12 protein-coding genes and 1 pseudogene are annotated in these 12961 nt (G+C 65.8%); 1 reads left to right on the plus strand and 12 read right to left on the minus strand.

Features of this window, described 5'->3' with window-relative positions; genetic code table 11:
• Positions 1–73: 73 nt before the first annotated feature.
• The 4 genes from QZ408_RS03920 to QZ408_RS03935 all read right to left on the minus strand — a co-directional run bounded on the left by QZ408_RS03920 (position 74) and on the right by QZ408_RS03935 (position 3433).
• Positions 74–784, minus strand: a complete 711-nt coding sequence (locus QZ408_RS03920; protein ID WP_292489893.1) for a hypothetical protein — start codon at positions 782–784, stop codon at positions 74–76.
• A 118-nt stretch (positions 785–902) separates the two neighbouring features.
• Positions 903–1577, minus strand: coding sequence for a hypothetical protein (locus QZ408_RS03925; protein ID WP_292489894.1), 675 nt, complete (start codon positions 1575–1577; stop codon positions 903–905).
• 284 nt (positions 1578–1861) lie between these two features.
• Positions 1862–2125, minus strand: a complete 264-nt coding sequence (locus tag QZ408_RS03930) for a hypothetical protein (protein WP_292489895.1) — start codon at positions 2123–2125, stop codon at positions 1862–1864.
• 642 nt (positions 2126–2767) lie between these two features.
• Entirely contained in the window at positions 2768–3433 is a 666-nt protein-coding gene (locus QZ408_RS03935; RefSeq protein ID WP_292489896.1) for a cytochrome c biogenesis protein CcdA, read from the minus strand.
• A 384-nt stretch (positions 3434–3817) separates the two neighbouring features.
• Here QZ408_RS03935 and QZ408_RS03940 point away from each other — a divergent pair.
• Positions 3818–4708 (plus strand): annotated as a pseudogene (locus tag QZ408_RS03940) (Na/Pi symporter); the annotation flags it as partial.
• A gap of 723 nt (positions 4709–5431) precedes the next feature.
• On the opposite strand, the gene QZ408_RS03945 reads toward QZ408_RS03940, so the two are convergent.
• The 8 genes from QZ408_RS03945 to QZ408_RS03980 are packed head-to-tail and all read right to left on the minus strand — an operon-like array spanning position 5432 to position 12960.
• Entirely contained in the window at positions 5432–6535 is a 1104-nt protein-coding gene (locus QZ408_RS03945; RefSeq protein ID WP_292489897.1) for an ATP-NAD kinase family protein, read from the minus strand.
• Positions 6532–7368 carry a tryptophan synthase subunit alpha gene (gene trpA, locus QZ408_RS03950; protein WP_292489898.1) on the minus strand — a complete coding sequence of 279 codons (837 nt, stop codon included), beginning with the start codon at positions 7366–7368 and terminating at the stop codon, positions 6532–6534. The genes QZ408_RS03945 and trpA overlap by 4 nt, the downstream gene beginning before the upstream one ends.
• The gene (gene trpB, locus QZ408_RS03955; RefSeq protein WP_292489899.1) at positions 7365–8537 is read right to left on the minus strand and encodes a tryptophan synthase subunit beta; all 1173 of its coding nucleotides are present in this window, start codon (positions 8535–8537) and stop codon (positions 7365–7367) included. The genes trpA and trpB overlap by 4 nt, the downstream gene beginning before the upstream one ends.
• Positions 8534–9118: a phosphoribosylanthranilate isomerase gene (locus QZ408_RS03960; protein ID WP_365995587.1), complete on the minus strand. Its 585-nt coding sequence runs from the start codon at positions 9116–9118 to the stop codon at positions 8534–8536. Before QZ408_RS03960 ends, trpB begins: the two co-directional genes overlap by 4 nt.
• Entirely contained in the window at positions 9103–9861 is a 759-nt protein-coding gene (locus tag QZ408_RS03965) for an indole-3-glycerol-phosphate synthase (RefSeq protein WP_292489900.1), read from the minus strand. The genes QZ408_RS03960 and QZ408_RS03965 overlap by 16 nt, the downstream gene beginning before the upstream one ends.
• The gene (gene trpD, locus QZ408_RS03970; protein WP_292489901.1) at positions 9858–10874 is read right to left on the minus strand and encodes an anthranilate phosphoribosyltransferase; all 1017 of its coding nucleotides are present in this window, start codon (positions 10872–10874) and stop codon (positions 9858–9860) included. The genes QZ408_RS03965 and trpD overlap by 4 nt, the downstream gene beginning before the upstream one ends.
• Positions 10871–11452 carry an aminodeoxychorismate/anthranilate synthase component II gene (locus QZ408_RS03975; RefSeq protein ID WP_365995500.1) on the minus strand — a complete coding sequence of 194 codons (582 nt, stop codon included), beginning with the start codon at positions 11450–11452 and terminating at the stop codon, positions 10871–10873. The genes trpD and QZ408_RS03975 overlap by 4 nt, the downstream gene beginning before the upstream one ends.
• Positions 11449–12960, minus strand: coding sequence for an anthranilate synthase component I family protein (locus QZ408_RS03980; protein ID WP_292489902.1), 1512 nt, complete (start codon positions 12958–12960; stop codon positions 11449–11451). Before QZ408_RS03980 ends, QZ408_RS03975 begins: the two co-directional genes overlap by 4 nt.
• Between the last annotated feature and the right edge of the window lies 1 nt (position 12961).

Raw genomic sequence — 12961 nt, forward strand, 5'->3', positions numbered from 1 at the left:
CCACAGGGTGGCTATGGATATCACACCCCGGGCAAACGCCGGGAAGACCGGAAGGAAAGCCTGCAGGTCTTGATCATACTCCAGGCGTTATAGGCTCAAAAGGCTCACCCCAGCTGTTCCGGCGGTATGTTACAGGCTCCACAGGAATTTTTCCAGTCTTCCCCGGCGGGATCTGCTCCACAATCGAGACGAGGTAGTCGGGCCTGTGCTCGCCGGAGGTTGTGCTGCTGAATATGGTGAAGTTGATACTGACCAGGATAGGGTCCGGATCGCCCGATATAGGGTGGAGCGAATCCGGGATGATGATGTATGGAGAGTCATCCGAGGTGTTCCCCGCTTCAGAGAACCTTGAGGATCCCGGCACAAACCCGCCCTCCCGTATCTCCTCTAGCGAGAGATCTCTTGAGAAACCCCCTAATTTAGCGGCAGAGATGTCTGTGAGATTTGTACCGGGCAAACGCAGTGCGAGCATCTCTTCATCCTCTGTCGTAATGGGCAGGGGAGTACAGTTATCAGAGGTCATCCGCTGGAGGTCCTCTTCGGAAAAGACCGGTGACCCCCCGATTGCAGGAACGGGAACAACAATCTCCGTCACCGGATCTCCCTGGTAATCGGACAATCCGGTAATGGAAACGACGTATGAGTAATGTCCCGAGTAATGCCCCGATACCATCTGAGCCTGATGATAGTGGACGAGAATGTTCCCGCCGATGGCAACAATTGCGATCACGAGAAGCGAGACGCCGATGACTTTGCCTAAAAAGGAGATTATTGAGGGGACCATCTTCCGTTCATTTCCTGAGACTCACCCTGCAACGTTATCCGCAGGACCGGAAGAGTACATAGTCCAGAGGGGGCGACTCCCACGGCCCGGCGGAGGAGGGTCCACCCGGGGACGTCCATCAGAAGTAGATACCCCCGGCAGTAACATAGTATTCGGCCGGCACCGGGATAAACCCGGACTCTGTGCCTGGCACGGTCATATCCACCGTCGTCGTCCAGACGTTCTCTTTTATCAGGTGCTTTATACCTCCGCCTCCCTGGTACCTGAGGTTAAACGAGACCGGGGCCGCATCCTCCGGCGACGGGACGAAGCCATCGAGAAAGATGACGGTGGTGTAGGTTCCGCTCATAGACCGGGTAAACTCAGCGACGCTTGCGTTGTCCGGGGTTGCGAGGACCGGCATGAGCAGCCGTGGTTCTTCTTTCGTCTCGAACTCGCCGGTCGGTATGGAGATATCCTGCGCGTAGCCTTCCGTCGTCGTGAACGCGATCATCTTCCCGTACTGCGTCTCCCGGACCGCCGCCCGCCACCCGGCGGGCTGGCGAACGCCGAACGCCTCGAACATCACCAGCTCGCCCTTCGCGTTTGCCGGAACCGGGATCATGACCATGGCGGTGCCGTTCACGGCAAGACCGGAGAGACCGGTGATCCTGATCTCGTAGGAGTTGTTCGGCATGGTCGTCTCGACGAACCCTACAGCAAGGAAGAGCAGGAAGACCACCACGGCGAGGATGGTGAGCGCTATCAGCAGGTTCAGTATGGTTTTTTTGGTATTGTTACGTCGCTCGTCCATCCCCTCACCATTGCCCGGCCGGGTGGGTCCTGTGAACCCAGAAGGCCGGTATCTACGTATGAGAAATCGACGTTCCTCTATAAACGATTTCTGTCACACTTATCTACACGTCGAGGCGTTCTGAACTGTTTTGCTCCCGAGATGGTGTCGCAACCGGCCGGGGATTCATGCTATGCCGTTAGTAGGGAAAACCATGCGGCAGAGAAGGGTCTGATACCAGGGGTAGGTCACTCCTACTGTTATGGAATTCTTCCAGACGGCATCCTCTTGGCAGTAGCACACGATCAGACTGGATACGTGCTGAACCGGGCGGTCAGGGTGTCGTCACAGATGGTCAGGACCACCTCGCTGCCTTCGGTAAGGGACGCGATCGATCCATAGAGGTAGACCCGGAAGATCGCGACGATGAGGGCGGCATCGACCGCTTTTCTCGATGACGATTCTTCCCCGCTTCGTATCCTCCCTCCACATTTCCCCGACCGGAGAGCAAGACAGAAGATGTTCGTGAGGGTGGGGTCAGTCAGAGGCTCCTTTCGTCCACACCCCATGGCGGGATCAAGGTTAGGAAACCATTGAGGATGGCGGTAATGGCAAATATCCGCTCACAAGGAGAAAAGCAGCGACAAAATAGAATCACCAGGAGATTGCAATTGAACCTCAGAGTTCCTTTGACGATAAATTCTCCGTGCATTGTCGTGAGATGCATCCCCATGGTTTGTATCGGATGAGAACCCCAGCATTGCCTCGTAGGCGTGCTGCTCGCCGTCCCCCACCCCGTAGAAGAAGAGCCATATCACCCGGACCGCGCCGTCCCCGGCGAGATCGACTTCCAGCCGTCGTAGCACCGCCGACTCGTTCTCGACACCGGTCCCCTCGACGGCGATCTCCCAGAGGTCCAGGGCGGCCGGACGGTATGCCGGGATTCGAGATGTGTAGTATTCTCGATGCGGGTAACATCGGGGGCCTCCGGTAAGACGAAGAAGTGCATGCCGGCATAGACGATTGTTATTCCCACGATAACGGCAAAGATTGGTCTCATCATCCGGGGTTCTCCGGGCCGGCGGAACACGTGTGGTCCAAACCTGTATGGGGCCGGCCGGCCTTGAAATTTCCGAAACGGACCCGGGAACACCGGGATACATCGTGCTGCATGCTCCTCGCACTCGCCTCGCGGTGCAGTCCGGTGGCCCTCACAGGAACGCCAGATACAAGAAATAACCCCCGATCGCGATGATCGCGACACCGACGATCCGGTCGAAGACCTCGCCGCTCACCCTCGCCTTCTCCTTGACCTTCTTCCCGAGCGCACCCCCGAGCGAACTGATCACGATGAGAGGGATCGAGAGCCCCACGGCATAGACAAGGATCGTGAAAAGCCCCTCGATGGCCGTCTGGTAGAGCGCGATATAGGTCAGGACGATGAGGAGCATCGGCGCCCCGCGCCCCACGGTGATCGCCCCGAACGAGAGCCCGAGCAGGAACGCCCCCGTGACGGAGTAGGAGATGGGCGCCCGGAAGAAGTTGAAGATGCTCCGTATCGGCGGTTTGTAGACGTGCAGGAGCTGCAGCCCCATAAGGATCATCAGCACCCCGCCGATGGCCCACGCGATGGTATCGTTGAGGAAGAGGAGGTACTCCCCGAGGTATCCCGCGACCGCTCCGAGCGGCAGGAGGACGAGGATGGTCCCGAGTGAGAACGACACGGTCAGTTTGAGGATGTTCGCGAGCGAGAGGTCCGTCTTCTGGCTCGTCAGGTAGCCTATCAGCCCAAGGCACAGGACACTGTTGCACGGACAGATGCCGGCGACGAGGCCGAAGACGAAGACCCCGAGGACCGAGGGGTCGAAGGTTGCCACGAAGAGAGATAGGGGTGCAACAGGAATATACCTGTGGCCCCGTATCCCCCGCCGGACTCCTGGAGTGTTGCGGCTGATATCCCGCACCACCTTCGCGCTTCCCACCTCCGGTGCTCCTGCTCCGGACGTCCGGAATACCACAGGTCGCCCGGGATAGGGTGCAGGGACAGGGCCTCTCGCGTTGACGCGAAGGCCGCGAAGGGGAGGGGCCTACAGCCATATCGTTCTTCGCGGGCCTCCGCGTGAGGCAGCACGGGGTGTGGAGACACCGGCTGCCGCAGGGCATCACTCCGGGGAAGAGTGCGCTGCCTGTTCCGGGGAACTCCCACCGGAGGCATTTAGAGAGGTATTTCAGAGCGGAGGTCCTATATTCCTGGAACATCAATGGTCCCCTGGGAAATAGTATTCGCCGTCGTACCCGGCCTGATCCTCTTCTTCTATGGGATAGAGAACTTTTCCCGGGAGATTCTCGCGGTCGCGAAAGGCAGTTTCGCGAGGATCCTCGGCAGGGTGACCGAGCGGCCGATCCTCGCCGCGCTTCTCGGCGCCGTCGTCACCGCCCTCGTCCAGTCGAGCGCGGCGACGACGATCATCACCGTCAGTCTCGTCAATGCCGGGACGCTCTCGTTCACCCAGAGCCTCGGGATCATCATCGGCGCAAGCGTCGGGACGACCATCACCGCCCAGCTCGTCGCCTTCAAGATGACGGCGTTCGGGCAGGTGCTGATCCCCGTCGGTTTTCTCGTGGGGGTCTTTGGGCGGCGCTACCGGTTCCTCGGGAAACCCCTCTTCTACTTTGGTCTTGTCTTCTTCAGTTTAAACCTCATCTCTACGGCGCTCGTACCGTTTCAGAACAACCCCGAGATCATCGGCCTCGTCGCGCAGTTCTCGGCGCTCCCGCTCGCCATCCTGATCGGGTTTCTCGTGACGACCATGGTGCAGTCGAGCGCTGTCACGACCGGGCTTGCCGTCGTCCTCGCCCAGCAGGGGCTGCTCACCCTCCCGCAGGCGATCCCGCTCATCCTCGGCGCACACATCGGTTCGACCACGCCGACCCTCATCGCCTCCTCCCGGATGAGCCTCCACTCCCGGAGGGCAGCGGTGGCCCACTTCACCCTCAACCTCGGGGGAGTGTTCCTGATCCTCCCGTTTATTGTGCCGTTTACCGAACTCGTGATGACGATCGGCGGGACCGAGGCGCAGATGGTGGCAAACGCACACCTTCTCTCCAACCTGATCACGGCGACAGTCTTCCTCCTCTTCATCGGGCGGTTCGGGCAGCTTGTCACGTGGCTGGTGCCCGGGAGCGAGCCCGAGATCCTGATGCGGACGCGCCACCTTGAGGACGGCGTTCCCGACGATACGCATCTTGGTTTCGAGTTGATCCAGAAGGAACTCAAGCACGCCCACGAGGTCACGCTCGACCTCTTCCGCGCGGCGATGACCTATGTTGCGACGTCAAGGGAGGCGGACTACCAGATGGTCGAGAGGCTCAAGGAGCTCAACAGCCACCTTGATAGGAGGATCGGGCAGGCCCTCCGGGAGATCTCACGAAGACAGTTAACGGATCGGGAAGCGACCGAGGTGGTCTTCCTTGTCCGGATGTCAAACGATATCGGGCGACTCGGTTATCTCGGGGCAGATCTCGGGAAATTCTTCCGGAGAGCATCCCGGAATGGAAACGGGGCTCTCACCGTTCTCGCACAGAAGACGGAGAGTGTCTACCGGATCCTTGATGAGAACATCGTCGGACTCGGGCACCTTTTCCCGGTGATCGAGGATGATACCGTCGTGGAACTCCGCGCCCGGGACGCCGAACTCCAGCGCGCCATCAACGGGCACTACCGCGAGCAGCTCATCAGTCTCCGCGGGGAGGGTAATGCCGCGGACAGCCGCTACCTCGAGGTCCTCTCCATCATCGAGGCGGCGAACGCCAAAGTACGGGATCTGCGCAAACTTGCCGAGCAGTACTCACTCGAGAAGAAGAGTGAACCGACGTCACTCCGGGTGGAGGACCCGCTTCCTCTGCGCCACCCGGTAGCCGGAGACGACGAGAAGAGAGTCGCCGACCTCCCGGTCGAGCGCCGGGTCCCCGGAATCGACGTACAGAAGGGGTGTCCCGGCGAGTTTCCCGGGCGTGGCGACCACGATCAGGTTCCGTAGCCCCGCCTTCCGGAGCACACCCGGGCTGATCTGCTGGTTCCCTCTCCCGAGGACAAACCCCTGGGCGCCGATGGGGCTCACGACGATCTTTGCCTGCGGATACCTGTCAAGAAGGGCAAGGAGCGTCCGCTCGTCGGCGTCGCGGGCGACGACCTCCCCGTTCCTGACGGCGTCGACCCCAAGCAGCGTCGGGGCAAGGCCAAGCCGCTCCATGACCCGGGCCGTCGTGCTTCCGGCGCCGACGATGTAGAGTGTCTCCGGGAGCATGACCTCAGCCATGAACGCGGCGATATCGTCCTTTGCCCGCTCTTCGTCCTGCTGCTCAAAGACCTGCTTTCCCCCTTGAGTCCGCTCCGGAATGTAGGGGACGCAGGCATATCCGTAGAGCCGGGCGGCGAGACGGCCCGAGCGGTAGGCCTCCTCGTCGACGTCCATGACCTCTGAGTCCCGGCAGGCGACCTGTCCGGCCTGCCGGATGAGGTCGGCCGCCGCCGCCGGGTTGACCGCAAAGACCGCCGAGTACATCTTCACCCCGGCCGGGATCCCGAGGACCGGAACCGTTCGGCCGACGACGTCGAAGACGTCCCTTGCCGTCCCGTCCCCGCCGCAGAAGACGACGAGATCGACCCCGGCATCGAGGAACGCCCGGCACGCGGCCTTTGTGTCGGCGGCGCTCGTCGACCCCTCTGGCCGGTAGAGGATGGTGTAGCGGTCGATTCCTGCACCGGTGAGGGCGTCCTCGCCCATCGGCGCGGCACAGGTACACCACGCGATATCGTCTTTTTTGAGGAGGGAGAGGGCCTGCACCGCCCGGCCGCGGGCACGGGGAACCGCCCCGCGCCGGAGCGCCTCCTCTGTCTGCCCGTCCGTCCCCGCAAGCCCCACAGCACCGCCCATCCCGGCGATGGGGTTGATCAGAAACCCGACGGTCTTCTTCATCCCTCAACTCTTTCCCGCCGGAGCATATCAGGACCGGGGTCGGGGGCGAGCGCATCCCGCATTGCCCTTATCGCCGCGTGGAGGGCTTCGCAGATCCCGGCCTCATCGCCGGGATGCTCTTCGATGATCCTGACAAGCGCGCTCCCCACGATGACGCCGTCGGCCCCGGCGGCTGCGACCGCACGGGCGTGCTCCGGGCGCGAGACCCCGAACCCGACGGCGAGCGGAAGGTCCGTCTTCTCCCGGACCGCGCCGACCAGCCCGGCGATACCGGGGGAGAGCCGGTCGCGCTCGCCGGTAACCCCCTCAAGCGATATGAGGTAGACAAACCCGGAGGCCCCCTGAAGGATCGCGCGCTGCCGCTCCGGCGACGTCGTCGGGGCGATGAGGACAATCCGGTCGACGCCGTGCCGGAGGGCGGACGGCGCGACCTCGCCCGATTCCTCGGCGGGAAGGTCGACGATGAGGACGCCGTCCGCACCGGCGGCCGCGGCCTCCGCGAAGAACCGGTCGACCCCCCGGCGGTAGACGATGTTATGGTAGGTAAAGAGGACGACCGGGAGATCAGGCGCATACTCCCTGACCTGCCGGACGAGCGAAAAGACGTCGTCCGGCGTGGTGCCCGCCCGGAGGGCACGCACATGCGCCCGCTCGATCACGGGGCCGTCCGCCACCGGATCCGAGTAGGGGACGGCGATCTCGAGGAGGTCGACGCCCGCATCGATCATCGTCACCATCACCCCAAACGACTCCCTGATACCGGGGTCTCCGGCGACGGTAAAGCCGATGAAGACCGGTCTTTTACGGGCAAAGAGCCCGGCAATCCGGCTCATCTCAGACCTCCGTGAAGATTCGCGACGTCGGCGACATCCTTGTCGCCCCTCCCCGAGAGGTTGACGATCATGATGCCGTCCCGGTCGAGGTCGCCCGCCGCCCGGAGAGCGTAGGCGACCGCGTGGGCGGACTCGAGCGCCGGGATGATCCCCTCGGTGCGGGAGAGGTACCGGAAGGCATGGAGGGCTTCGGCGTCGGTGACCGCCTCGTAGCGGACCCTCCCGGAGTCCTTCAGCATGGCGTGCTCGGGCCCCACGGAAGGGTGGTCGAGGCCCGCGGCGACGGAGTGCGTCTCAAGCGCCTGGCCGTCGTCGTCCTGGAGGAGGTAGGAGAGCGCCCCCTGGAAGACCCCGACCGAACCCCGCGAGAGCGAAGCCCCGTGACGGCCGGTATCGAGCCCTTCGCCGCCCGCCTCCACGCCGACCAGCGCAACGTCGTCGTCTGCAAACGGGTGGAAGATGCCGATCGCGTTCGAACCCCCGCCGACGCAGGCGACGACGGTATCGGGGAGCCGTCCCTCCCGTTCGAGCACCTGCCGCCGTGCCTCCCTGCCGATCACCGACTGGAAGTCACGGACGATCCGGGGGAAGGGGTGCGGGCCGACGCAGGAGCCGAGCAGGTAGTGGGTATCCCGGAGGTTCGCCACCCAGTCGCGCATCGCGGCGTTGATGGCGTCTTTGAGCGTCCGCGTCCCGGACGCGACCGGGACGACCCGGGCGCCGAGGAGCTCCATCCGGAAGACGTTGAGCGCCTGGCGCCGGGTATCCACCTCGCCCATGTAGACCTCGACGGGGAGGCCGAGGGCCGCACCCGCGATCGCCGTCGCGACGCCGTGCTGCCCGGCCCCGGTCTCGGCGATGAGCCGTTTTTTGCCCATGAACCTCGCCATGAGCGCCTGGCCGAGGGTGTTGTTCAACTTGTGCGCGCCGCCGTGGAGGAGGTCCTCCCGTTTCAGGTAGACCCGGCACCCGAGGTCGCGGGAGAGGTTCTCGCAGTAGGTGAGCGGGGTCTCCCGCCCGGCGTACTCCTTGAGGTACCAGCCGAGTCGGCGGGAGAACTCCGGGTCCGCCGAGACCCGGCCGTAGGTCTCCTCAAGCTCGATCAGCGCGCTCATCAGGGTTTCGGGCACGTACTGCCCGCCGTATACTCCGTATCGTCCTGCTTTCATAGCTCCGTCGTCCTGCATGCTTTCACGAACGCTCTCACGAGACGCTCATCCTTGACCCCCGGCGCCGTCTCGACGCCCGAGCAGACGTCGACGGCGTAGGGCCGGACCGCCCGTATCGCCCCGGCGACGTTCCGGGGGTCGAGCCCGCCCGCGAGGATGACCGGCACCCGCGATGCCGTCACGCATTCCCGGGCATACTCCGGGTCGAACGCCCGTCCGGTGCCGCGGCTGCCGTCGACGATCACCGCGTCGCAGTCGTCCCGGATAGCGTCGCCGGGCGAGAGCATCCGGATGACCCGCACACCTGCGTCCCGGGGCAGTTCCACGTCGCCTCCCACCTGCACTGCGTCCGGGCGCGAGAAGAGGATCGCCGCGAGATCGTCCTGCCGGTCGGTCGACGTGACGGCGACCGTGGTCATGAACGGCGGGACCGCCGCAAATATCTCCCGTGCCCGATCCGGTGTCACGACTCGCGGCGAGGGGCTCGCGAGCACCACGCCGATCGCGTCGGCCCCGGCCGCCGCGGCCAGAAGTGCGTCGCTGACCGTGGTGATCCCGCAGATCTTTACGCGAATACGAATCCCTCCAGCTTCTTCTTCCGGTCCCGCGCCGACATCAGGGCGGACCCGATCAGGAACGCATCGCAGTGCCGGGCGAGGCTCCTGACGTCGCAGGGCCAGGTGATGCCGCTCTCCGAAACCACGGTCACCCCCGCGTCGCGTGCCGCCCCCGCGACGCGGGCCGTCGTCGAGAGGTCGATCGTCAGCGTCCGAAGGTCGCGGTTGTTGATCCCGATGAGGTCCGTTTCGGTGGCAAGAGCACACTCCATCTCGCTCCGGTCGTGGACCTCGACGAGCGGCTCAAGGCCGAGCGCGAGTGCCGCGTCGACGAACGCAGGGAGGCGGTCCCCGAGCACCCGGGCGATCAGGAGGACGGCGTCGGCGCCGAGCGCCCGGGTCTCCACGAGCTGGCGTTCGTCGATGATGAAGTCCTTCCGGAGGACCGGGACCGTTACCGCACGCCGCACCGCGACGAGAGACCCGGTGCTCCCCGAAAAGTAGGCCGGTTCGGTGAGCACCGAGAGCCCGGCGGCCCCGGCTGCGGCGAACTCCCGGGCGATCGCTTCGGGGGTGGAGCCGTCGTGGATCCTGCCGCGGGATGGGGAGGCATACTTCACCTCGGCGATGATCGCGTGCCTGTCCCGGCACGCCCGTATCGCCGCACCAAGGCTCCGGTGAGGCATTTCCGCGGAATCGGCCGCAGGAAGAGGGTCGAGACTGTCGAGGCGCGCCCTCGTCGACCTGACGATCTCGTCAAGGATCATGCCGCGCCTCCGGTCGCCTCGATCAACCGGTGCAGCCTGTCAAGCGCCGCCCCCGAGTCGATCGACGCCTCCGCCAGGGCGACGCCCCGGGCGACGTCCATGGCCTTTCCGCCGAGGTAGATCGCCGCCCCGGCGTTGAGGAGGACGATCTCCCGGGCGGGACCGCCGTCTCCCGAAAGGACACAGAGGAGGATCCGGGCGTTCTCCTCCGGCCCGCCGCCCCGGAGGGCGTCGACGGGCGATCGCGGGATCCCAAACTCGGTGCAGTCGAGGGTGTAGGTCCGGACAGCGCCGTCCCGGAGCTCCGCGACGGTCGTCGGCCCGGCCGTCGCGATCTCGTCGAGACCGGCGCCGTGGACCACCATCGCCCGCTCCACCCCGAGGTCTCCGAGCACCCGGGCGACCGGGACGGTCAGGCGGGGGTCGTAGACGCCGAGGAGGTGCGCTCCGGCGCGGGCCGGGTTCGTGAGGGGGCCAAGGAGGTTGAAGACCGTCCGGATCCCGATCTCCTGCCGGGCCGACCGGGCGTACTGCATCGCCGGGTGGTAGGCCGGCGCGAAGAGGAAGGCGATCCCGGCGGCCGCGAGGATCTCCGGGATCCGGTCGGGCGGGATCGCGACGGAGATGCCGAGCGCCTCGAGGACGTCGGCCGAGCCGCACCGGCTCGACACGCCCCGGTTCCCGTGCTTTACGACGGAGACTCCCGCACCGGCGGCGACGAACGCGGCCGCGGTGCTGATGTTGAACGTCCCCGCACCGTCGCCCCCGGTCCCGCAGGTATCTACCCGCGCCTCCGGCGCCGGGAGGGAGACGGGGACGGCGGCCGCCCGCATCGCCCGGGCGAACGCCGCGATCTCCGCGACAGTCTCCCCCTTCATCCGGAGCGCCGTAAGGAACCCGCCGATCTGGGCCGGGGTCGCGGCGCCCCGCATGATCTCCTCCATCACCCCTCCCGCCTCGACCGGGGTGAGGTCCGTGCCCGAAGAGACCCGGGCGATCGCTTCCCGGATCATGCCCCGCCCCCCGTGCCGGAGAGGAAGTTTGCCATCAGCCGGTTCCCGTCCGGGGTGAGGATGCTCTCGGGGTGGAACTGCACCCCCTCAATCGGGAACTCCCGGTGCCGGACGCCCATGACCGCCCCGTCGTCGCTTCGGGCCGCCACTTCGAGGCAGTCCGGGATCGTAGCCGGGTCGATGACAAGCGAGTGGTAGCGGGTCGCGATGAGGGGGTCGGGTATCCCCGCGTAGATCCCCGCACCGTCGTGCCGGACGACCGACCGCTTCCCGTGCATCGGCCGGGCGGCCCGGGCGATGCGGGCCCCGAAGACAAGGCCGATCGCCTGGTGGCCGAGGCAGACCCCGAGCGTCGGGACGGTGCGGCTGATCGTCGCAAGGACCTCCCCGTAGAGCGTGAAATCCCGGGGGTGCCCCGGCCCGGGCGAGAGGACGACACGGTCGAAGGACCCGGAGCAGATCCGGTCGAACGGGGTGTCGGTCTTCACCACGACCGGTTCCGCCCCGAGCATCCCGATCTGCTGGCAGAGGTTGAACGTGAAACTCCCGTAGCTGTCGATGACGAGCACCCGCATCATACCGGCACCTCCGCGCCGAGCGCCGCAAGCATCACCCGCCCCTTGTCCCCGGTCTCGGCCCACTCCCGGCCGGGGTCGGAGTCGGCGACGATCCCCGCCCCCACCTGGACGGAGGCGACGCCGTCCTGCACGACGACCGTCCGGATGGCGATCGCAAGGTCCATCGTGCCGGAAAACCCGAGATAACCGACGGCCCCGGCGTAGATGCCCCGCCGGAGCCCTTCCACCTCGTCGATGATCTGCATCGCCCGGACCTTCGGGGCGCCCGAGACGGTCCCCGCCGGGAAACAGGACCGGAGAACGTCGAACCGGTCGCACTCCGGGCGAAGCCTGCCCGACACCGTGGAGACGATGTGCTGGACGTGCGAGAACCGCTCGACGGTCATGAACCCCGCCACCGAGACACTCCCGAAGGCGGAGACCGCCCCGACGTCGTTTCTCGCGAGGTCGACGAGCATGATGTGCTCGGCCTGCTCCTTCTCGTCGGCAAGGAGTTCGGCCGCGAGCCTCTCGTCCTCGGCCGGGGTCCGCCCCCGCGGCCGGGTGCCGGCGATCGGGACCGTCGTCACGTCCCCGTTCTCGACCCGGACGAGCATCTCGGGGCTGCTCCCGGCGACCACGAGATCCGAGAAGTCCAGGTAGTACATGTAGGGGCTCGGGTTTCTTTCCCGCAGCTGCCGGTAGACGCCGAACGGGTCGCCCCTGACGGGGCAGGTAAGCCTCCGGGAGAGGACCGCCTGGAAGATGTCGCCTGCGGCGATATGCTCCTTGATCCGGAGGACCGCGTCCGAAAACTCCTCCCGGGTGCAGGAGGACGACGCGACCCCGGAGGGGTCCGGGGCGGCCGGGGCGGCCGCGACGACGTCGCGTATCCGGGCGATCCTTTCGGCGACCGCGTCCCGGCACCGGCAGTACTCCTCTCCGGGGTCGGCCCCGTCGGTGAAGAGCAGGTTCCTGATGACCGCGAGCCGCCGCTCCCGGTGGTCGAGGGCGAGGCAGTCCAGCGCCAGCATGAGCCGGGCGACGGGTTCTTCCGGGTCCTCCGCCGCACCCGGCCGGACCGTGGGGTGGATCGACGAGACGAGATCGTAGGAGAAGTAGCCGGCAAGCCCTCCCGGGAACCGGGGGAGCGGCGAGGCGACGGCCCGGAACCGCTCCATGAACAGACGGACGGCGTCGACGGCATCGGCGGCCTCGATACCCCCGGCGATCTCGCGGATACGCCGGTCGCCGGAGACGGTCAGGTGACCGCCCGCGGCCACGGCGACCGTCGCTGCCGGAGCGGTGCAGATGAACGAGTAGCGGGCGGCCTTCCCGCTCCCTTCGAGAGATTCCAGCAGGAACCCGGGGCCGTCCCGGAGGGAGGCGTAGAGGTCCGCCGGGGGATGGGGGGGAAGCGGAAGTTCGGCAAATACCGGGATGACGAGAGGCCGCCCGCTATCTGCCGCCGCGGCGGCGACCTCTCCGCATCCCGGCTCAGTGTTCAGCTCTCTTCGAGCACTGTCCATT

The sequence above is a fragment of the Methanoculleus sp. 10 genome, assembly GCF_913757945.1.
Taxonomy (GTDB): Archaea; Halobacteriota; Methanomicrobia; order Methanomicrobiales; family Methanoculleaceae; genus Methanoculleus.